This is a genomic window from Paenibacillus sp. JNU01 (genome assembly GCF_059130585.1).
This window is the reverse complement of the sequence record NZ_CP169723.1, coordinates 4,304,954-4,327,756: the sequence shown is the minus strand read 5'-3', so window position 1 is coordinate 4,327,756 and position 22,803 is coordinate 4,304,954. Positions and strand designations below refer to the sequence as shown.

The following is a 22,803-nucleotide window of genomic DNA, read 5'->3' as shown; positions in this document are numbered from 1 at the left end:
TGTTGTTTGTAATAGGACCGTTTCCCCGGCCTGCATCGTTCCTGAAAGGAATACATACGATAAGCATACACAATATGAGGCAATCATGCATGCCACTCGCTCACGGCACCTGCGTATTCATTCAAATTCATGTTTGTCCAAAAAGAACTTCATATTCTTATAACCGATGCACGGATCGGCTCATAACTGATATGATGGATACAACAAATTGACAACATCACGTCATCGACGTGGTGATTACTGAACCTATGTTTACCCCAGGAGATGGAATGATGAACATACCGAATAACATGAGGATGGATGATGCGCAGTGGCAACAGTTGATCAGGCAGGTTGCAGAGCATTTTAATAACCTGACGATCATGCGCGGATTCCAATATTATAAACAGAAACGTGTCGGACCATTAACCTATTCAGAACAACAAGGGATTTCGGCCGTTGTACAAGGATCGGAAGAATATGAGGTCACCCTGAGCATGCAATCCCTGTCTACAAGTCATTGTACCTGCCCGGTGAGTTCCGTATGCAAACATATGACGGCAGTCTTGATGAGTTATGCCGAGCAACTGGAGCGACCTGTACATGCGATTGTGAATGCACACTCCAGTACTGCGCTCAAACAAACGACTAAACCCGTCGGGGCCATGTCCGCAGGACGATCCAGCTACGCCGAAGCTGATGAACAACAGGATATGGACATTCAGGACAACCAATACAGTCAGATCAAGGAGCGTGCAACAGAGCTTGCCGATCTCGAAATCTCGGAATGGCATAAGCTATTCCACTCCTGTCTGAGACGGCTGGGTACCGGCACAGCAAGCACATCCTACGTGCAGGAAGCAACGGACGAGTTATATGCCATTAAGCCAAGGCTGACCGCTGCGATGGACCAACTTTTTGAACTACATGTGCAGCTGCACCTCATACGATTCTGCGTACCGCCGGCTCGTAACTCAATTACGCATACCCCCGTGTACATGAGCTACCCTGCCCAGCTCGCGGTTGATGCACTTTTGAAAGACATTGAACGGATCTTTAGCCATCCGCTAGACTTGTCCGGTCTAAAGGGAAACAAGCTTGAGCAACTTTGGAACAGATTGTCTGAAACCTCAGCTTATTTACGTAAACAGATGATGCCTGAGACAGCCAGCATGATGTTCTTCACTCCGATCTATCGACAACTGTGGTTGAACTGGATCGTACCTGAGCTTCAAGGGTCGCGGGACATGTTAGTGTCGGAACAGACCATCTTAAATGATATAGAACGCAATCTAACAGCGACTTCAGCACCTTCCCAGTCAGGTGGGAGTGTCTTGGGCAGCGCTCAGAGTAATGGAAGTAGTAGTGATAGACCAAGCAAAGCCGTATCCCTGCCTTTACCACTCGTACTCGCGCAGAGCTGGATGTATTTCCATGTAGGGCAAGACGATCAGGCATGGCAGCGACTCATCCATGGAAGCTCGGCCTATGGTATCCCGCCAGAACATCTGTTGCATTTTCTCCACGTGCTCACAGATGCAGCTGAATGGAAGCGGCTCGGAGATTGGTTGGTACAACTTGGTCCCCTGCTGGCGAATCGGCGTAACACACCTTTGAATGATTACATGCATCTGTGGGACACGGCCATTCAACATCTGCCGGATACAGAGAACCGCATGTGGGACACACTTGTCAGCATGCTCCCCCACTCTCGCCCAGCCTATGAGGATGCCATGCATTCTCGTGGTCAGTGGCGCAGGTGGATTGATTTTCAGCTAAGTACAGGGACGGAGCCTCTCGAATTCCGCGTAGCGGTGCTGCAACCGATTGAAAAAGATGCACCTGAACTGCTGCTGCCCTTCTATCATCAGGCGGTGGAGCGTTATATCGGACATAAGAACAGGGACGGATACAAGGCCGCGGTGAAGCTGCTGAAACGCCTGTCCAAAATCTATAAAAAGTTGAAGCAAGAAGCGCACTGGGAGCAGTTCATCACCACACTCGCCGTTCGTAACAGTCGGCTGCGTGCCCTGCAGGAAGAGCTTCGGAAAGGTAAACTGATCTCATGAGCTTAATTCATCCATACACTGAAACGATTGAGGTTCACGTCGCTTTAACCGGATATGGCGATGCTTTGTTTTACGGAGCACTCAACACACACCACTTTGTATCGGGACAGTCGCTTAAGCAGCGATTGTTCGCTTGGCATGCGCCTTCCTTCTACGGTACTGAATTGGAAGTTCGGCAGATTGAAGAGATTGAGCTGGTTGTTCTGCCTGCAGAAGAAGTCATTCCCTTCTTTGCCGAGATGCACACGCTGCTTCATATTGAATGGAAGTGGGATGAGCAAGCGGAACATCTGATTCGACTGGCTCCGGCATTCGCAGCATCTGTCGAGAAACGCAAATACGTACCCAGCTTTGAAGCCTATCGCACAGGACAACTTCAGTGGACCTGGGACCCGGACAGCTTGAAAAAGCAGGATCGGGCATCGCTTACCAAAGCGATTCAACAGACGGACGAGAGCTACGCGGAAGGGCTAGGGGCGGCTTACTCTGCCTTCGTTTTCCAACGATGGTACAGTTCCGAGGAAGCTGCGACCGATCTGCGGCGTGAATTCCCGCAGTTGTTCCCAGAGCGCGGTACTCTACCCAAGACAGCCGGAATGGACGCTCAGTCCTGGCTTGTATCCATTGGCTGGAAAGCGGATGCCGCACCATTCAGACCTATGCTGCAATTGCAGGAGCCGGACGAGGATGAGCCAGCTTGGCGGCTGCGACTGGTGTTGCAGAACAAGCTGGATGCCGCCATCTTGGTGCCCGTCATGCTGGATTCACGCGGCAGACTTGAAGGCGAATGGCCAGAGGTATGGACACCGTTCATTCTGGATCGCTCCGCCGGATGGCTAGATCAGCTTCGTGCACATCTGCCACGTCTTGCAAGCTCCATTAGCGGCAGACGGGATGTGCTGAGTGATCCTTTGGGAGATCAGGAAGCCTGGCAGTTCCTTACACAGGATAGCGGCAGGTTGCTGGCAGCGGGTTGGCAAGTCCTGCTCCCGGGTTGGTGGGAAGCAGCCCGCAAGAAGAAGCCTAAGCTGCGCGCCAAGGTGAAGCCAGAGGAAGGCAGTGAGCGGGGACAGTCCTTCTTCGGACTGGACTCAATTATTCATTTTGACTGGCGCATTGCGATTGGTGACACGGATCTCAGCGAAGATGAGTTCGCCGATCTTGTGGCCCGTAATGAACGATTGGTTCGCTTCCGTGGAGAATGGGTTCCTCTCGACCCCGACCTGCTGGAACAGATACGTCGTGCTATGGGCGGTGTAGATCGGGAACAAGGACTCTCATTTCAGGATATTCTGCACCTGCATCTGCTGCACAATGAACAGCGGGAATATCGCAACCAGAAATGGAAGGAAGGACAACAAGCCGAGGAAGAGCAGCAACCACAGGATGATCAGAACATTCGGCTGGAAGTGGAACTGAATGAGCACCTGAATCGGGTCATTGCACAACTAGGAGGCGGACAAGGCGGTGCGCCTTCCCTGCCCATTCCTACAGGGCTTCATGCCGAGCTGCGATCGTATCAGAAGGAAGGTTTTGCATGGCTTGGTTTCCTGCGCAGATTCGGCCTTGGGGCATGTCTTGCCGATGATATGGGTCTCGGGAAAACCATACAGTTCATTACGTATCTATTACACATCAAAGAACATGAACCACGTAAGCCGGGACAGGCTCCGGCACTTCTGATCTGTCCAACTTCTGTATTGGGCAACTGGCAAAAGGAGATTAGCCGCTTCGCACCCTCCATTCATGTCAGCCTGCATTACGGAGCACGCCGATTAAGCGGGGAAGAATTCCGGGAGCAAACGGAACAAGTGGACATTATCATCACGTCCTTTGCTACGGCTACACTCGATCAGGAAATGTTGCAGACATATACGTGGTCATGCATCTGCCTCGATGAAGCGCAGAATATCAAAAACGCCCAGACCAAACAATCCTTGGCCGTCCGCAGCTTCCCGGCAAAACACCGCATTGCCATGACAGGCACACCAATCGAGAATCGGTTGTCCGAGCTGTGGTCAATCTATGATTTTACCAATCCAGGATATCTGGGTAGTGCACGGGCATTCCAGACTCGCTTTATCAGTGCCATCGAGAAAGACAAGGATGAGCAGCGGATGCAAGATCTTCAACAGCTCGTGAAACCGTTCATGCTGCGCCGCAAGAAAAAAGATCCGAATATCCAGCTTGATCTGCCGGACAAAAACGAGATGAAGACATACATTCACCTTACGGGTGAGCAGAGTGCATTATATGACCAGTCCGTGCAAGCCCTGATGGATAAAATGAAAGAGCTGGAAGGTATCAAACGCAAAGGTGCGATTCTGTCGGCACTAACTCAGCTTAAACAATTGTGTGACCACCCTCTGCTGCTGACAAAAGAAGCTTTGCCGGAGGAACTGCCCGAGGACGGCACATTAACATCTTCTTATGATGTGTACAGCCCGCAGGATATGGCGATGCTGATCAGCCGTTCCGCGAAGCTGGAACGACTGATGGAGCTTGTCCGTGAATTGCGGGATGAGGGCGAGCGATGCCTGATCTTCACCCAATACATCGGTATGGGACAGATGCTGCAACAGGTACTGCGTCAGGAGTTGCAGGAACCTGTGCTGTATCTGCACGGGGGCACCTCCAAGACGGCAAGGGACCGCATGATTGAGGAATTCCAATCCCGAACACTGCCTGAGGACAAGCAGCCGTCCGTCTTCATTCTGTCCATCAAGGCCGGCGGCGTGGGATTGAATCTGACCGCAGCCAATCATGTCTTCCACTTTGACCGCTGGTGGAACCCTGCTGTGGAGAATCAAGCCACCGACCGGGCTTATCGGATGGGTCAGACCAAAGATGTACAAGTGCATAAGTTCATCTCTCTCGGTACATTGGAGGAGCGGATCGACGAGATGTTGGAGAGCAAACAACAACTTAGCGATAACATCATCACAAGCTCCGAGAACTGGATTACGGAACTGTCGACGGACGAGCTGAAGGATCTGTTCACTCGGCGTCGTGACTGGTCGGGGTAACCTGGCAGAAGATTTATAGTACAGACCAAACCCGGATTTCAGAGAGATAAAACAAATAAAAAACACAAAAAGAGCGAAGTTTCGGAATTAAAATTCCGGCTCCGCTCTTTTTGTATTGTTGCAGTTAATCATTCGTTCTTAACGCATGTTACCGATGATGGATGATCTTGAATCCTGCATTTTTTTGATAAAGTTTGTCATTACGTCAAATGCTTCATTACGCTTGTTGGACAGGGACTGCAGACGAAGCATGTCCATCTGTTGGGAATTGCTTGCAGCATCAATTTGGCCTTTCAGCTTCTGAATAGCTGCTTCATCCCCGTTTTGTTGAGCTATCGACAATTGTGCATTCAAATCTGCAATATAATTGTTACGGTTCTGTACTTCCTGAATTTGTGTCTGCAATTGGGCATCCAATAATTTGGTGCGTTCTTGTTGAACCAACATCAAAGCAGTTTCGATATCCATACTTTGAATATTAGCCATAGAAATACTAGAGATATTCGAATTAGAGATTGTGCTTGCCGAGGCTGAAGAGACGATGGAGACTGCAGCGACAACAGCAACTGCTGTTGAAGCGAAAAATTTACCTGAACGTTTCATTTGTGTTCCTCCGAGTCCCTATGTAATATGTACCAATTTTTTGTTGGTATCTTCCGCCATTCTAAATCAAAAGAACTAGTTGTTCAATCAAATTAACATCAAATTTGAATTAATTTTGATAACCCTTACACATGCCTACCTCCGCTTACAAATTGAGTAAATTAAAAAGAACATTATAAGTAAACGTGCATTCTTGAGAGCATATTTACTACGACTAGATTGTTCTTTACGCCTACGCTTGAAAGTAACAATGGAGATCGAAGATACGTTCATGATTTTACTTTAGAACATGGTTATGTTATGTTTAATAATATATTTTACACAATTTAATTTTGTGATATTTAATATAAATGATGTTATACACTTTACGGGAGGTTTTTATATGAAAAAGATACTGGTTGTACTAACAAACGTAGATAAATACGCAACGAAGGACGAACCTACCGGCTTGTGGCTGAGCGAAGCAACTCACTTTATTGAAGAGTTTGACCATAATGACAATGTTCAGATCGATCTGGTTAGCCCTAAAGGGGGTAACGTACCTCTTGATCCGAAAAGTCTCGGTGACTCCCTGGATGAGAGCACCAAAGCCTATTTCGAGAACGAAACATTCATGAACCAATTGAAGAACACGTTGAAACCTGGCGAAGTGAATGCAAGTGATTATGATGCGATCTACTTCACAGGGGGTCACGGTACAATGTGGGATTTCCCGGACAATGCGGAACTTCAAGAGCTTTCTCGTGAAATCTATGAAAAAGGTGGCGTTGTGTCCGGTGTGTGCCACGGGGTTACAGCCCTGCTGAACGTGAAGTTGTCCAACGGCTTGCTCTTGATCAAAGACAAAACCGTCTCCGGCTTCACGAATGAAGAGGAAGCATTGGCACAACAAACCGAATATGTTCCTTTCCTGCTGGAAGATGCTTTGAGAGAACGTGCCGCACAGTACGATAAAGCTGCTGCCTTCAGCTCTTATGTCACAACAGATGGCCGCGTGGTCACAGGACAGAATCCGCAATCCAGCAAAGCGGTAGCTGAAAGTGTTAAACAATTGCTGGGTCTGTAAAATAAACCGATCGATCCCTCTCCTCCCCCCAGGAGATCATATAGATGTAAAAGCAAAACAGCATGTGATCCGTCATGACCTGACAGAACACATGCTGTTTTTTAATGATTTGCTTTTGTCGAAGCTTCCGTCGCTGTTCCTCTAGCCAGTCGCTTCACGATATAAGGTACGGTCACCGATGTCAGGATCACGGCAAACGCAATCTGAGCGATGGCTGTGTCCACATAAGGCGCATACGCCGGATTGAATTCTGCCGCCATCGATGGCACGACCATGGACAACCCAGCAACCGAACATGTCGCAGCCGCTGCGTAACCTGGCCGTCTTAATATCGCACGATCGATTCCAGTGAGCGGCAGCATGCAGATCAGCAAAAATAACACCGTGACCAGCAAACCGGATAGACTGGATTGAAATGCAATACGCAGATCAATATTGGACCCAAAGCTTGTACCCAGGAAAGGCAGCAGAATCAGTGTTCCCGGAGCGAACATCTTCTGAATGTTGCTGTCTAGGTTGCCAAGCAATATGCCGATGAAGAAAGGCACCAGCGTAGCAAGAACACTGAGGTAATCGATACCGACCCCACTTGCCGAATTCAATATCATAACGGGAATAACCGGTACGGCAATCAGATTCAGAATGCCAAACGCGGCACGATCCACATCATCTCCATACGTATTCATCAAGGCCAGATATAAACCCGGATTACAACTGGTCAGAACAGCAATGAAAGCTACCGCAGACACGCCTCCAACCCCACTAATGCCAAAAAAGTGTACAAACGCCCAGCCGAACAGACAGCTGATAAGAATACGTGAAATACAAAGTACCCCTGCTCTTTTCAAGGTCACCAGAAGCTGTGACAGATTGAGCTGTGTTCCGGACACGAGCAAAATCATGCCAATCAGCACCATGGTACCTTTCGATGTGAATAGTGCTGTCGTTGGATCTCCGATCTGAAACAACGATGGAAACACCGTGTTGATGACCGCGGCGGCCAGCATGGGAACAATCAGCAAGCCGCCGGGAATTTTTTTGATTCGGCCCAGAATATTCATGACCTGTTACAGTTCTGCTCCGTTGGTACGGATCACATTCTGATACCAGAAGAACGAATCCTTCCGATATCTTTGCAGCGTACCATTGCCGTAATCATCCTGATCCACGTAGATAAATCCGTACCGTTTGCTCATCTCGGAAGTCCCTGAACTGATCATGTCAATGGGTCCCCACATCGTGTAACCCAATACTTCGACCCCATCCGCAATGGCGAGTCCCATCTGTTCAATATGTTTGCTCAGAAAATCAATTCGGTAGGGGTCGTTGATCGTTCCGTCCTCATTCAGCTTGTCGTAGAAGCCTGAGCTGTTCTCCAGAATGAAGACCGGTTTTTGATACCGATCATAGACGAGATTCAACGTATACCGCAGGCCAATGGGATCAATTTGCCAACCCCACTCGTTTGCAGGCAAATGCGGGTTTTTGTAGACACTGTGTACGTTCCCGGCTGTTAATTCAAGTTGTTCGGTATCACTACTGGAAATCATGGAGTTGTAATACGACATCCCCACGAAGTCAGCTGTATGTGCGCGAATATTATCCAGATCGCCGTCCTCAATGTTTAACTGGATCTGCTTATTTTTGAAATACGTTTTACTATAATAAGGATACTCGCCTTTATTGAGCACATCCAGATAGAATTGATTTTTCATCTGATCATCCTGCTGCATCTGAAGTGCATCTTCCGGCTTGCATGTGTACGGGTACGTTGTAAAATAAGCCACCATACTTCCAATCTGGTTATTCGGATCAATCTCATGAGCCATCTTGGTTGCTCTGGACGCTGCTACAAATTGATGGTGCAGCCCTTGGAACAGCATTTCCTCATAATTCGGCGCATCATAATCAATGATTCCCAGCGTCTTGGCCGATGCCTTCACGCTCATGTTGATCTCGTTGAACGTCACCCAATATTTCACTTTGCCCTTGTAGCGCTTGAACAGCACATCACAATAGTTTACATATAGATCAATCAACTTGCGGTTGTACCATCCTCCGAACTTGTCCATCAGTACAATCGGTGTATCAAAGTGGCTGATGGTAATCAGGGGCTCCATGCCCTGTTTTAGACATTCATCAATAACCTGATCATAGAACTCCAGTGCCTTTTCATTCGGAGCAGCATCGTCGCCACCTGGAAATACTCTGGCCCATGAAATGGAATAACGGAATACTTTGAAGCCCATCTCGGCGAATAATGCGATATCCTCACGGAAGTTATGATAAAAATCGATCCCCCGGCGCTTTGGATATTTAACCGTATCCGGGTCGTTCCGGGCCTCTTCAATCATCTCCCAATTCACCCTGATCTGCTTGGTCACCTTGCGGTCGTTCTTCTCATTAAACTTCATCACTTCTGGAATGGTTAGGCTCTTGCCATCGACATTATAAGCACCTTCAGCCTGACAGGCAGAAAGCGCCCCGCCCCACAAAAAATCTTTTGGAAAATTAGAATGAGTCATTTTAGTTTCCTCCTGTTATTACGTGTTGTTTAAATGGTTTATTTAACGTTCTATGGGATTAGCTTGATCAGCGCTTCACTCTCCCGGATCGGGCCGCTGGTCGCTGTAGTCAGCACGTCCCCATACTGTTGCATGTTGGTCACCACAATGGATGTAATGGTGTTATAACCTGCTGTCGTGATACCTTCTGGATCAAACTCCACCAATAAATCGCCAGCCTTTATGGTCTGTCCCTGTTCGATATGAGCGGTAAAATATTTGCCTTTGAGGCTGACGGTGTCTACCCCGATATGAATGAGGATCTCGACACCATTCGCCGCCTTCAATCCGATGGCATGTTTGGTACGATAAAGGGCCTCGACTACTCCGTCAAATGGAGCATATACCTTGCCATCTGTCGGAACAATCGCAATACCTTTACCCATTAACTCTTGGGCAAATGCCTGATCTTCCACTTCAGAGATCGGTTTGATCTCCCCTGTCATCGGACTAACGATAAGCATGTCAGAAGAAGTGAATGTCTGTGATAATACTGACTCTGGAGTTACCTCTGTGGCAGCAACGGTTGGATTGCTATTTACTCCACCAGTGGTTTGCTGCTTCAACTTGGCTCCTTCTGCATCTTCCTTGATGCCTGCCATCAGCGTGAAGACAAAACCGAGTACAACTGCAGCAATACAACCAATAACAACATACATGTAACGATCAGATGAATACGTACCAATTGCCAATAAACCTGGAAGTGAAATAGCATTCGCTGTGGTATGCACCAAGCTGTAGAATCCACCGACTAATCCACCTGCAAGACAACCTGCGAAAAAAGGACGTTTATATTTGAGTGTTACACCATAGATCGCCGGCTCGGTGATTCCGAACAACGCGGTGAATCCACTCGAAGCAGCCGCTGATTTCATCGTTTTGCTCTTCGTCAGTACAAACACACCGAAGGCTGCTCCAGCCTGAGCCAAATTCGCTGCCAGTGCCGTTGGTAACAGTACGGTTGCACCAAGTGTAGCCACTTGTTGAACCTGAATAGGCATGATGGCATAGTGCATACCGAACATGACCATAATCGGTTTGAAAAATCCAAGAATCGCACCAGCAAGGACACCTGCGGTTGAGAACAATGAATTAATGCCATTAGTCAACCAGTCACCGATATATGAACCTACTGGACCAAGCACGATTAGTTCCACTGGAATCATAATGAACAAAACAATCATTGGGGTAAGCAGGACCTGTAGAAACTTGGGAATCACTCGATTGACGATTGGATACACATAACTCATAATCCATACCGCCAAAATGATTGGAATGACGGAAGAGGAATATTTCATCAACAGAATCGGCAAGCCGAGAAAATCAATACGGTTTACACCCGTCTCAGCAATCTGAGCCGCAGCGTTCAAAATGGTTGGATGCATGAGTCCCGCAGCGAGAGCTACCGCCAAATAGGGATTCGTTTTGAAACGGTTTGCTGCACTAACTGCCAGGAAGAATGGCATGAAGTAGAAAATACAGTCCCCGATCATGTTAATGATCGTTAGGAATCCAGAACCTTCCAAGTAACCCATGGCAGTTATAACGGTGGCTAAACATTTGATCATCCCGCAACCAACGAGTGCTGGCAGAACAGGCGTGAAGATACCTGCAATGGTTTCAAGCACGACATTGACGGGGTTACGTCTCTTTTTCGGTCCACTATCTGCAGACTCCATAAGTTCGCCAATATGGTCAGAGGTAAGATTTTTCATTTCACTGTAGACTGCATCTACCCTGGCACCGATGACAACCTGAATCTGCCCCCCGGAATTCTGTGCCTTAAGCACGCCTTCGAGCTGATCCAGCGCCTTGAGGTCTGCTTTGTGATCATCCTTCAGTACAAATCTCAAACGGGTTGCACAGTGTGTCAGACCCGATATATTTTGCTCGCCGCCAACGAGATCAAGTACGTTTTTAGCCAATTCTTTGTTGTTCATGACTCTTCTCCTCTACATCAATAAATTGGATATATAAAAAATGACCAAGCCGGGGAATCGTCATTCCCTACGCTTGGTCATGCCTGATCGAATCAGTAACAGTCCAATATGGATTATTCGGTTAGTTCCTTCACTAGTTCATTCCGTTGGTTCATTTGAGATCAATCGTTGAATATGCAAAATCAAATATAATTTTTCATCATCCGAACAGGTCCAGCCATAATTATTTTTCAGGAAATCCGCAATCTTCTCCACACAAGCGAGTTCCTTCGGAAACTTCTCCTTCACCATCAGGAAAAGCGATTCATTCTCGTCTTTGAGCGATTTACCGCTCATCTGCCTCAGAATGAAATATCGAATATGTGTGGCAAAGCGCATGAAATGGATGGAATCCTCTTGAAAGTCAATTTTGAGCGCATACTTGATCACGGAAAGGATCTCGCCCGTAACTGTGGTTACCTTGGTGGTATCACTCATCTCTCCAGAGCCCACCTGTGCATTGACAAAGTGCAGAGCAATCAGTGTTGTTTCGGCTGTCGGCAGAGCGATATCCGTTTTTTCCTGAATCAGCTTCAGCGCAGCCTCTCCCACCCGGGTCTCGTCCGGATAGAGTGTCCGCACTTCCCATTCCAGTGGGTTTTTGATACGTATGCCTTCTTTGGTTCGGGTTAATGCAAAACTGATATGGTCAGACAGGGTGAGAAGCAGATTCGGGTTAAATGTTTTATTCAGGATCTGACTGCCCAGCTTGATGACTTCCTCCGCGAGATAAATATCCTCAATTGGAATACTGTTCAGCAGATCATACATCCGAATGTTCTTCGGAGCTACGAATATTTTTTCCACCAAGTCCGTCTCCGTCAGCTCATAAGGCGTTTTCAGAAATCCTACACCCTTACCTACAACAAATACCTCTTCGTTATGTTCATTAATAGCAATGGCCACGTTATTGTTTACTTTCTTGATAACCTTCAATGTTCTCACCCCCCAACAAAAATAAAAAAAGACCGAAAGCGATTACAGTTAAGCAATCGAATTCGGTCATGCCTGGTTTCCCCAGTAACAGTCCGTGTTATGAATATAAGTTTATTATAGTGCTGTTTTTGAAAAAGTCAATCATGCAATCTTCAGGATAAATCAACCTTTCTTAGCATTGAAGGGATCGTAGAGAACCGAACGTCATATATAACAACGCTCTTTTTTAAAAATTATAAAAAGAAAATGTGACCATATGCCCCGCCCGCCAGTCTAATTCATATCAAAACCAGCCAAGTGCTGACTTCATTCCTCCCAATACGAAAGGAGCTGTTATCCATGGATTCAACCGATCTCGTTAACCAGGCCATCCAAGGAGATCGTGAAGCCTTTATCCGGCTTATTCGAGACATTGAGAACGCTTTGTACAATACAGCAAAATCCATGCTGCGAAAAGAGGAGGACGTGGCCGATGCCATTCAGGAGACCATTCTGAACGCATATAAATCGGTGCCCACGCTCCGGGAACCCCGGTATTTCAAAACCTGGCTGTTTCGGATCCTCATCAATGAATGCAACACGATCCTGTCCCGCCGCTCTCTATCCACCGCTTATGCGGAGGTACCTTCAGAAAAGCGGGAGCATTCTAGTCCCTACGATGAGGTCGATATGCGAGAAGCAGTAGACCGACTGGAGGAATCGAAACGAATTGTAGTCGTTTTGCATTATTTTGAGGACCTATCCCTGCGTCAAGTCGCCGATGCGCTGAATATTTCCGAAAGTGCAGTGAAAATGAGACTTACTCGGGCAAGGCAGGAGTTATATCAGAAATTCAAAAATTTTCGGGAGGTAAACTTACATGTCAAACCCGTTTAATATCGATCAGGAATTAAAGAACCACGCGAAGGAGCGTCCTCTGATGTCTGAACTTGTGCGTAACCGGATTGATGCCACACTGGACTCTCTGCCGGCTTCCCCAAACACATTAAAAACCGAACAAAATTTGCGCTCCAGTCGCCGGAACAAGCGATGGAACAAGGCGGCAGCTGCGACGATCGCAGCCGGAGTATTGGGCGTGACCGTATTTGCATCCGGCTTTGTGTCACCGGCCATGGCCGCCTCCTTGCGTAACATCCCACTTGTAGGAAGCCTCTTCAGCTCAATCGAAGCCGATATGGGTCTAAGAACAGCGGGCAACGACGGCTTGACTACCCCTGTTAATAGCAAGGTCGCTTACCAGGATGTGAAGCTGGAAGTCCTTGAAACGGTTTATGATGGTACCCGTGCTGCATTCCTGGTTCATTTCACTGCACCGAATCTGAATCAGAGTGAATATGACAATGGCAAGGACATTGTGAAACTGAGCAGTGGTATTGAGAATGTCTTTTTCAAAGTCGACGGGTCCCTCTCGGATAGCGGTATGTTCTATAGTTCGGTAGGAGAAACGCAGCCGAATACACTGCTCTTTGAGCAGGTCATTTCCTCCGATCAGGGAACGGCACAATTGCCGGATCAGTTCGAGGCGAAGGTTCAATTGACGTTGCAGGGCATCGATCATGAGTTCGAGTTAACGGTTCCTTTTGCCAAATCAACAGAAAACGTTTATCAGGTTCTGCCTAACACAGCCATGACCAACGATGTGTATACAGCCGCTGTAAGGGAAGCGGAGGTTACCCCTGTCACCACCCGCTTAACTACCGTGATTGGGTTGAACGATAAGAGTACACTTACGGCAAAAGAGGAAGAACAGCTGCGTCACATCGGATTCGCCGTCTATGATGATCAGGGGCGGCAGCTAACCGCTCTCAGCGGCGAAGGTCTATACGAGGCGAACCAACTGAAATCGGAACGCATATATGCCACAACTGCCAAGGATGTAAAATATCTGATAGTGAAACCTTTCAAGATCAAGGATGATTTTACGGAAGAGGTTAAAGACACTCAATTCATCAAGGGAATGGAAATGAAGATTCAGCTTCAATAGCCTGATCATTTCCTTGTGAAGGAGCCATCGCATGTCCATCCAATATTCAATCTCATCTCCCATCGTACTTGGTCCATTATTCGTTCTGGTCCTGCTCGCCCTGATGCTCCATGCCAGGGTGAGCAAAACCAGATATACGGTCAGACAATATGTGTCGATGCTCGCATTTGCCATATATATGTTGGGCGTTATGCACTTTGTATTTTTCCCTATCGACGTGAACATCGGAATCTATGCCAATCAGACCCCATCGTATGAGAGCATTCAATGGATTCCGCTTCTGACTGCAGATGCACCAAGCTTTCTCCTCAACATTGTGCTGTTTATGCCACTGGGGTTCATGCTTCCTTTCATCAAGCCTTGGATTCACTCGATACGAACAGCAGCATTCGCAGGATTGAGCGTAAGTTTCCTCATCGAAATAACACAGTTGCTGCTCCGAGCAACCTTAGGCAACGGTCGCAGCACCGATCTGAACGATTTGATAGCCAATACAACAGGATGTGTTCTTGGTTATGTCATCCTGAATATGTTCACAAAAAGTTCCATCGGACAGCGCCTGCTAGCCCTATGGGAGACACCACGGGGAGCATCATCCAAAGATATGCAGTAAAATGAATATGAACGAGCATAAAGCCCCTGAAGGCAAAACATGGTCCATACACCAAGATGAAAAAAGCCGTCTGCTATGGTACAATGAAGGAATTGTGTATTCAGAGACAGACATGTGGATAAAGGCCATGAACGAAGGATTTCTGATGCGCTTTTATCCATTCATCATGCTGCCATTTTAGGGAGGCTTATGGAACAACCATGCTCATTATTGGTATCGCCGGAGGAACCGGCTCCGGTAAAACGACGGTAGCTCGCTCCGTCATCGACCGTCTGGGATCAGGTAAAGTCACGTTTATATCCCAAGACAATTATTACAAAGACCAGTCGCAGCTCACACCTGAGCAACGCCGACTCACCAATTACGATCACCCATTTGCATTCGATAATGATCTGTTAATTGAGCATCTCACTTTGTTGAAAAAAGGCCAAGCGGCGTATGCTCCCGTATATGACTTCACCATAGATAATCGTGCTGCCAATGAGACGGTTGAACTGGCACCGAACCATATTGTCATTGTAGAAGGATTGCATGTGCTGATTGACGAACATCTTCGCAGTCTGATGGACATTAAAGTATTTGTTGATACCGACTCCGATGTGCGCATTCTGCGCAGAGTACTGCGGGACATTGAAGAGCGCGGACGCACGATCCAATCCGTGTACAAACAATATCTCGAAACGGTAAAACCGATGCACGATGCGTTTATCGAGCCATCCAAAAAGTATGCCGATATCATTATTCCAGAAGGCGGACATAATGAAGTAGGTATTCAGATGTTATCCATCCTCACCGAGAAATATCTCACTGGGGAAAATTGGAATGGGGCTTAATTTGCAACTTTTTTATTAGCTTGGCGGATTTGGATCTTAATGGTTTAGTAAGATAACCTGAGAAAATGATATTTAGCCAGCACAAAAAAACCAGATTGCAATAGAACTCAATCTGGTTTTTTTATATAATATAATCTTTGAATCTTTAAATTGTTATAGAAAGAAATAATTGAATATATTTATATTTTGAATAGGAGTTCTTCTACTTTTTAAGCAAATGATCTCTTAGACATATTTTTATTCATTGCTTTCTCCTATGGTACATAGATATTAAAAAGAAACCATCTATTAATTTTCATTACATATAGAGGATCTATTTGGAAGGTACTGCTACTATATGACTTTTTAAAAAATAAAAGCAACGCAATCATTTTTAATGTTTGCGTTGCTTTTATTTTTTTGGGCCTTAATTTAAATAGTAAAGTTAAATCGACCAGTATAGTCAACTTTACCTGTTCCAGTAAAAGAGACATAACCGAAACTTAAGCCTACCCCTGTAGTAAATCCAGGAAGTGTTCTATGCGAATAACCTACTGCAATTGCTGTGGTAATCCCTTGGGAAGAAGTAGGATAACGTAATTCCTGACGTCCCCAGCCATCTTGAACGTTATAGCTACCTCCAGCTTTAATATCCACAAGCCAAGCAGTACCACTAACTTCTTCCTTACTCACTTTACTAGAGTAACTACCAGCTTTTTTACCATTCGTATCATAAACCGTATGCTGCCCATTAGGAGAACCCGTAGGAGTAGCGTTTGACTGCCAAGCCATAGCTAGATTGTCAGTATAAAAATTGAATGGGCTACTGCTCCATTTATATGTCGCATACACTTGATAAATGCGTTCTTTTCCATTATTAGATGTCCCACCATACACAGCATAACCAGATACCGTCGGACCGCTGGCAGCAGCAGCTCTTACCTGTTCAGTGAAAGCTTGCTTATTTACTGATTTTCCTTGTTCATCAGTAGTATTAATAGTGAGATCAACATCTTGAGAAGCTACTTTCTTACCATCTTTACTAGAAATGTCTCTTTTCATATCAATTGGTAAATTAAAAATTTCCGTAGAATTAAATCCCATTTTCTCTAAATGATTATTTAATGTACTTTCGTCAGCAGAAAAGGCATCAGATAATGCAGGAATAACTGCCTCATCAACTTCATTGCTGGCTTGAGCACCAACTGATGTTAGAAGACTAAAAAACATAAATAACGACAAGAGACCAGAAATAAGAGTTTTCTTTTTAAGCATATTTTCCTCCTTAAGGAAATTTTGTATTAATTACAAATTAATAGTATCATCATATGGAAAAGAAATCAAATTTAGTTATATTTAAAGTGAATTCCCTAAGTATATTCACTAAAAAGTTATGACAAGTCTAGTTAATGAACATTTTTCATCTAGTTTATATACCGAGATAGTTTTTGATCCATCATAGATATACAGAGGCGTATTAAAGCTCAGACAAGTCAAACCACACCATTATGGTGGTAGTATCAATAAACTAAACAACATATTAATTAGTGAATCGATCCTTGAAAGACGGTAGTTTTTAAATTTTTAAAATATAGCCAGTTTTCTTAATAGATATTTCGATCATTAAATTCATTCTCTAGTCGATACTATTGGCTTTTAATTACTAAAGTAGCCTGTTAAAAAGCTCTCGCATCGCATTCACATCATACGCTCAATCGTCAAATATCTCTTCATCATTAGTCCATGACTTTATAAAGTTCAAAATCATTTCTCTTTAGAATTAAAAAAACGAGTCTAGACGGATCTCCAACGAGGAAATGTTCCCATTGTTTACGCATTCAGGTGGAAACAATGTTTTACTTCCCCTATTCGTTCTATTTGATATCGTATTGAGTACACACACAGTATGAACATACATTTACTCCCATTTATATAATTTGAAGATACATCCTAATATAGTATAAATTAAACAGGAACGGATATAGGCTTTTCGACTGATATTATTTTTCCTGCTAATTTCCTACGATGGCACCTATTACCTAACGAAATTCCCTTGCCTGAATTTATTTGGAGTAAGAAGAATATGGGCTTTTCAAATGTTTGGAAATCGAGTATTCTTGATGTATTGATGGTTTATGAAGGAACTACATATGTTAGAGACCTTAAAGCATAAGGCTATGAATCTGCGGATTCGTGGCCTTTTTTTGTGTTTTTTTGAGGCAATATAGGTCTGGAGAATTAGTAAGAGTGGTGTGGAAAGGAGAAAACATATTGATAAATCATACCAACAGCCTAGTATTACATGTTAGAATATTCATTAATATTACAAATTTAGTATCTAGTAACCTAAATCGTACATACCAAAGACAACAAACGACAATGGAGAGGAGTAAGATTCATGAAAAAAATGATGATTTCCGGCGCAACGGCATTGGCTATATTAACAGGGGGGATCGTAGGTTTTGGAGTCATTGGCAATCCTGTAGAAGCTGCACAAGCTACAACTACATTCAAAGACGTTCCGGCTACACACTGGGCATCGTCAGCGATTAATTCGGCCGTGGAACAAGGTTATCTCAAGGGGTATGCTGACGGGACATTTAAACCAAGTTCACCGGTTACCAAAGCTGAAATGGCAAGTATCCTGGGCCGTTTATCCGACCAGCCCAATGCATCGACTCAGGAACAAAATAATTTCACGGACATACCTGAGTGGGCAAAAAGTGGTGTCTCTACTGCTATTGCAAAAGGTTTTATCAGCCCTTCTCATTACAAGGGAAAATTGGATGCACAAGGTGCTCTTCAACGAGGGGAGATGGCTACTTGGCTGACGCAAGGGCTAACCGTGGTTGATCCTGAGTACAAACAAGCACTCTCTGATGTGACCAACACCGTTGTGCCTGCAAAGGAATATTTCACAGGTAAACTCGCAAGCGCTCAAAAAAATGCAGTCGCTGTTGCACTGGGAACGGGACTGATGAGTGTAGCAAACGATAAAACATTTGGCGTCGATCGTACGACAACACGAGCTGAAGTAGCTGTATTGATCGCACGTTATGCAGCAGTTGCGAAGACAAAACCTGCTGATTTTCAGGGGCTGAATGAGCTGCGAGCAGTGGGTTTGACGGGGACGAATTTGAGTATTATTGCGCCATCTTACAAAAAAACGCCTGAGAAAAAGGTTAATCCTAACATTGACTATAATTCTGTAACAGAGGACTTTTCAAAAATAAGAAATGAAAACCTTGTTACTCTAACAAATTATTCTGATCTCAAAATCCACAATTGGATTGTTGTTAGTCCTTATGCAGTTGGAGCAAAACGTAGCATTTATTATCCCGTATTTGTTGATGAAGGAGTAATTACAACTTTACGAGGGGCCTATCACTCATATGTCGAATTTGAATTAAATATTAAAAGTTCATCTATGAATCAGTTACAAGCTGGAAGTTTATTAAACTCAAGTGCTATTGACCCTCTTCTTTCCCCAAAAACTAAAGCCAGTGTTTCATTTGGAATACCGACAAATATTGAATTTCTCAAAAGCAAAGGAGTTTTCACTGTCAAAGATCCTGTATTCTGGGGCGATGGACTACTACATTTTGATAAATCTCTGATTTCTGCAATTACACTTACAACTAAAGAGGGAGTTACATTCAGTGTGATCGATAATAAATAAGGATGGGATAATTTTGGCATTAAAAAGCAATATAAGTCGATTTCTTATCGTAGCCTTTACAATAAGTGCATTGTTAGCCCCCTTTTCCACCATTGAAGCTGGCGGGGGGCCAGGCACTAAAGAAGAAGTTAAACCATTTCACATGGAACCCTCAGGACCAGCTAAGTCACAGAAGAAAGTTATTCCTCTTGAAGGAGAAGCAAAAACAAATCTTGGTATCTATATCTTTCAACTCGATAATTTAGATTGGAGAGTAGAAGGTCAATGTAACGACATTAACCTACTTAATGATTCTTCAACTAACCTCCCTAAATCATCCAGAGTATGTGTACGATTAGATCTCGATAAAGATGTATACAAACCAACGGAGTACAAGGATAAAAATAATGAGCAGCTCCCTTCATCTACAATAACTGAAAGATCAAAGAAACCGCACTACATGGACAACACTAGCTATTATAGAATTGGAGATCCAATTTTGATTTCTGTAGATAAATTTGATGGCTTGAGCACCGAATTCCAAATGCAAATCGGGGGTGCTATTGCCCCTACTGCATCTAGAAAGTATAACCCTCCGAAATGGTCAGCGGACTACATTTTCAGAACTGATCTTTATTGGAGTGCTTTAGCTGAAATAACCAAAGAGATCAATCTTACCGCTGGCGGGCAACTTAGCTTGAACCAGTCCAAACAATTGAATGCAACCGTCAAAACGAAAAATGGTGATGGAAACTTTGGAGCAGAGACCAATGTAAATACCGGCAGCGGGGGTACAACGACATGGGAATCATCCAATCCTGGTGTCGCTACCGTTAGTAACTCCGGATTAGTTCAAGCCGTCAGCAGAGGAACAACAACCATCACCGTATTGTGGAAGAAGGATGATTTTGAGCTAACTACCACAACCAACATTGGCGTTGAAGAAAATCCGGGCCCTGGAGGTGATGGTGACGGTAACGGGGGCGGTGGTGGAGGTTGCACACCAACGATTGGACCACCTTCAGCTGGAACCATCATGAGCATGAATGATCTCGATCCAAATGCCAACGGAGTGATTAAGTCAGATAACAGAGATAATAAGACATTCAATGTATTAAAAGGAATACCTACTTCCGAGTCACTCTACACAAATGCCTTTGCTGACAATTATCTATTTAAACAAGCCTGGGCGAAAATGAGCGGTAAAGTTACATACAACTGTAATGTCACCATCTCGTACGACAGAGAGTGGACAGTACCTGGACCAGAAGAATGTGATGATGATGGTTGTAGACCAGGGACACCTGTACCTGCGAACGACACGGTACCCAAGCCATACAACTTCCAAATCACAAGAGACTACTCCTACTGGAAAATTAATAACCTGGAAGTATACAAGATCGCTAAAGCAACCATGAACAATTACGCTTTGCCCGGTGAGACCGTTACGATGAATCCATCAGGTTACACACCACCAACACTGGAGTCTAAAAATGATGAATCCGTAGAAAGCCATGTACGACCAGGGCAAACCACTTCTATCTCATATACTCCACCCAAATTAACAGGTGGTTTGAACCAACCTCCCAGTGTGCCTGATGATACATCACGGTTAAAAGGAATGGCTGAATCCAACACGCCTCAAAGTAAAGTGAATAATGATCTAGTGAAATTCAACAACACAACCATTATGAATGATGTGGAAGCAACCAAAGATGGCCCAACGCCATCCAACATTCCTAATCCAACGACGATTGGTCGCGATGTGTTGTACAAACCGGGTAATATGATCAGCAATTCCCTGCTGAATAAAGCAAATACCACAAGCTCTGGTGAGATCTATTATGATCTGCTACCAGGTAACGTGAACGGAGGTGCCAATAAAATATTACCGATTAACGGCATCAACACCGTCACCGTACATACCCCTGTCGTCAACTACGCCTGGGTATCGGATGATCAGCCGCATAATCAGAAAACCGTGCCGGATCCAACCAGCGCTGCACTCATTCTGGAACGTCCGTTCATTGTGCGAATTCCCACATCGGGACAGCACTTGGACGCAGCAAGTTATCCCGGTTATGGGAATCGGGACTATGCCAAATATTTTCGAATTAAGCAGGTGCAATTCCCGTTTGATGTCTACAACGCAGACCGGAGTCAGTTTATCCCTGCCAAGACATGGGTCGATATTCCGGTCAATCAACTGGATACCACATTCTATCTCCCTGTATGGGTAGACGAGGGAAAATACTATATTACATTCCGCAATATTGCAGAGAATGCACCTGCAAACTATACCGAGCAACAGGACGCCAATACCAATCTGGCCCATCATGTTGCAGCAGACACCGTACCGGTAGATGTCATCGGTAGGTTATATGATTTTCATGTCACGGATATCTCTGATTACAACTGGGAAAATGTATTTCGCAAGCGATTGGGTAGTCCCGACCCGACGAACCTTAGCTACTGGGCAGGGATGAATAGCATTGATGGTGCTCCGAGAGGCAACCTGGCTCCATTTGTTCTACCCATTCGGCCAGGAAGCCATCCGGTGCAGGGATTCGCTAACGCAACTGTAAAGACAGGATACCATTTCAAGTTCGATCTGAAGACCAAGGGCAATATGTTTGGCAAACAGGATGGTATTCGAATTACACCCACTTTTGCTTTTGTGAGTAAAGACGGTTCTTCCCGGCAAGAAGTAGATCTGTACTATCATCGAGGCCAGGAACGCCTGATTCGCATTGGATCGGCACAGGATCTGGAGAAACGATTTGTTGTCCTGAACTCACGTCTTCGGAATGTTCCCGGCACAGAGTTAGGCGATACCGCACGTTATCAGTATACTTATGAACTGTCAGCGGAAGAACGCAACCAGCGTACGTTGGCGGAACATATGGTTCAACTGGTCGATCAGACTTCCCATCAAAAAACATGGGTGGGTCGTTATGACTGGATGATCCTGTCTGCTCCAATTCGGACACTCATTGGACCCAAAACGGACATTCCTTCCGGGGTCAATGTAGACCGGGCTAATGCAGCAATCCAGCGCTGGTACGGGGAGTACAGCTTGCCTGCGGATGTATATGCCGTACCAAAAGGTATTGATCTGGAGCCCCTCGCCCGACAGAATCAGCTGGATGAGAAATCGAATATTTTTCTGAAGAATGGTTATATCGTGGTGAACTTCAATATGGAGAGCCTTCGAAATGGAAATACAGAGACACCCCATCTGCAATACATTCATGCACCATTGATGAATCAGTGGCAAATGGAAGGTTTCAACAAAACGCCATCAGACGTCCAAGGCAGAACCTGGCCTCTGAAGGATGGTGATATTGTCTTTTACCATGCTGATCAGTCCAGCCGGAATGATTTCCAATCCCAGGTACCACACTAGTTTGGGATCACCCAATAAAAAACAATCACGTCCCAACTACACACAACGTTCCTGTTATACCACAAAAGGGTTACCCTAAAAGTCATCTGTGGACTTCTGGGGTAACCC

General features: G+C 45.2%; 16 protein-coding genes. 10 read left to right on the top strand and 6 right to left on the bottom strand.

The genetic code is table 11. The features are described 5' to 3' along the window. Positions 1-269: 269 nt before the first annotated feature. Together NLBNIHML_RS18775 and NLBNIHML_RS18770 are read left to right on the top strand one after the other, a co-directional pair. Entirely contained in the window at positions 270-2,048 is a 1,779-nt protein-coding gene (locus NLBNIHML_RS18775) for an SWIM zinc finger family protein (protein WP_494352510.1), read from the top strand. Further along, positions 2,045-5,074, top strand: a complete 3,030-nt coding sequence (locus tag NLBNIHML_RS18770; protein ID WP_494352509.1) for a DEAD/DEAH box helicase — start codon at positions 2,045-2,047, stop codon at positions 5,072-5,074. Before NLBNIHML_RS18775 ends, NLBNIHML_RS18770 begins: the two co-directional genes overlap by 4 nt. A gap of 138 nt (positions 5,075-5,212) precedes the next feature. Here NLBNIHML_RS18770 and NLBNIHML_RS18765 read toward each other — a convergent pair whose 3' ends face one another. Next, on the bottom strand, positions 5,213-5,677 hold the full coding sequence (locus NLBNIHML_RS18765) for a hypothetical protein (protein ID WP_339239113.1): 465 nt from the start codon (positions 5,675-5,677) through the stop codon (positions 5,213-5,215). Between the two features lie 382 nt (positions 5,678-6,059). Here NLBNIHML_RS18765 and NLBNIHML_RS18760 point away from each other — a divergent pair, with 382 nt between their 5' ends. After that, complete coding sequence (locus NLBNIHML_RS18760) at positions 6,060-6,743, top strand: type 1 glutamine amidotransferase domain-containing protein (RefSeq protein ID WP_339239112.1); 684 nt, start codon at positions 6,060-6,062, stop codon at positions 6,741-6,743. A 101-nt stretch (positions 6,744-6,844) separates the two neighbouring features. On the opposite strand, the gene NLBNIHML_RS18755 is transcribed toward NLBNIHML_RS18760, so the two are convergent. From NLBNIHML_RS18755 to NLBNIHML_RS18740, 4 genes are all read right to left on the bottom strand, one after another. Beyond that, positions 6,845-7,804, bottom strand: coding sequence for a 2-keto-3-deoxygluconate permease (locus tag NLBNIHML_RS18755; RefSeq protein ID WP_494352508.1), 960 nt, complete (start codon positions 7,802-7,804; stop codon positions 6,845-6,847). A gap of 6 nt (positions 7,805-7,810) precedes the next feature. Further along, a complete protein-coding gene (locus NLBNIHML_RS18750; RefSeq protein ID WP_472475120.1) occupies positions 7,811-9,268 on the bottom strand; it encodes a glycoside hydrolase family 1 protein in 1,458 nt (485 codons plus the stop codon). A 50-nt stretch (positions 9,269-9,318) separates the two neighbouring features. Beyond that, positions 9,319-11,247 (bottom strand): beta-glucoside-specific PTS transporter subunit IIABC, encoded by a 1,929-nt coding sequence (locus NLBNIHML_RS18745; protein ID WP_494352507.1) that lies wholly within the window; start codon positions 11,245-11,247, stop codon positions 9,319-9,321. Positions 11,248-11,385: 138 nt separating this feature from the next. Beyond that, on the bottom strand, positions 11,386-12,231 hold the full coding sequence (locus NLBNIHML_RS18740) for a PRD domain-containing protein (protein WP_311768645.1): 846 nt from the start codon (positions 12,229-12,231) through the stop codon (positions 11,386-11,388). A gap of 330 nt (positions 12,232-12,561) precedes the next feature. On the opposite strand from NLBNIHML_RS18740, the gene NLBNIHML_RS18735 reads away from it, so the two are divergent. From NLBNIHML_RS18735 to udk, 5 genes are read left to right on the top strand one after another with little or no spacing between them, the layout of a single operon-like run. After that, complete coding sequence (locus tag NLBNIHML_RS18735; protein ID WP_339239107.1) at positions 12,562-13,098, top strand: RNA polymerase sigma factor; 537 nt, start codon at positions 12,562-12,564, stop codon at positions 13,096-13,098. Continuing rightward, entirely contained in the window at positions 13,082-14,206 is a 1,125-nt protein-coding gene (locus NLBNIHML_RS18730; protein ID WP_494352506.1) for a DUF4179 domain-containing protein, read from the top strand. The genes NLBNIHML_RS18735 and NLBNIHML_RS18730 overlap by 17 nt, the downstream gene beginning before the upstream one ends. A gap of 31 nt (positions 14,207-14,237) precedes the next feature. Continuing rightward, positions 14,238-14,819 (top strand): VanZ family protein, encoded by a 582-nt coding sequence (locus NLBNIHML_RS18725; RefSeq protein ID WP_494352505.1) that lies wholly within the window; start codon positions 14,238-14,240, stop codon positions 14,817-14,819. A 7-nt stretch (positions 14,820-14,826) separates the two neighbouring features. Continuing rightward, the gene (locus NLBNIHML_RS18720; protein ID WP_494352504.1) at positions 14,827-15,000 is read left to right on the top strand and encodes a hypothetical protein; all 174 of its coding nucleotides are present in this window, start codon (positions 14,827-14,829) and stop codon (positions 14,998-15,000) included. Positions 15,001-15,019: 19 nt separating this feature from the next. Beyond that, positions 15,020-15,652, top strand: a complete 633-nt coding sequence (gene udk, locus NLBNIHML_RS18715; RefSeq protein WP_017691162.1) for a uridine kinase — start codon at positions 15,020-15,022, stop codon at positions 15,650-15,652. Between the two features lie 411 nt (positions 15,653-16,063). Here the strand turns inward: udk and NLBNIHML_RS18710 are convergent, their stop codons facing one another. Continuing rightward, positions 16,064-16,906, bottom strand: coding sequence for a hypothetical protein (locus NLBNIHML_RS18710; protein WP_494352503.1), 843 nt, complete (start codon positions 16,904-16,906; stop codon positions 16,064-16,066). Between the two features lie 1,123 nt (positions 16,907-18,029). Here NLBNIHML_RS18710 and NLBNIHML_RS18705 point away from each other — a divergent pair. Both NLBNIHML_RS18705 and NLBNIHML_RS18700 read left to right on the top strand, forming a co-directional pair. Further along, a complete protein-coding gene (locus tag NLBNIHML_RS18705; RefSeq protein WP_494352502.1) occupies positions 18,030-19,310 on the top strand; it encodes an S-layer homology domain-containing protein in 1,281 nt (426 codons plus the stop codon). Between the two features lie 478 nt (positions 19,311-19,788). Continuing rightward, on the top strand, positions 19,789-22,695 hold the full coding sequence (locus NLBNIHML_RS18700; protein WP_494352501.1) for a DUF5704 domain-containing protein: 2,907 nt from the start codon (positions 19,789-19,791) through the stop codon (positions 22,693-22,695). Positions 22,696-22,803: the final 108 nt, after the last annotated feature.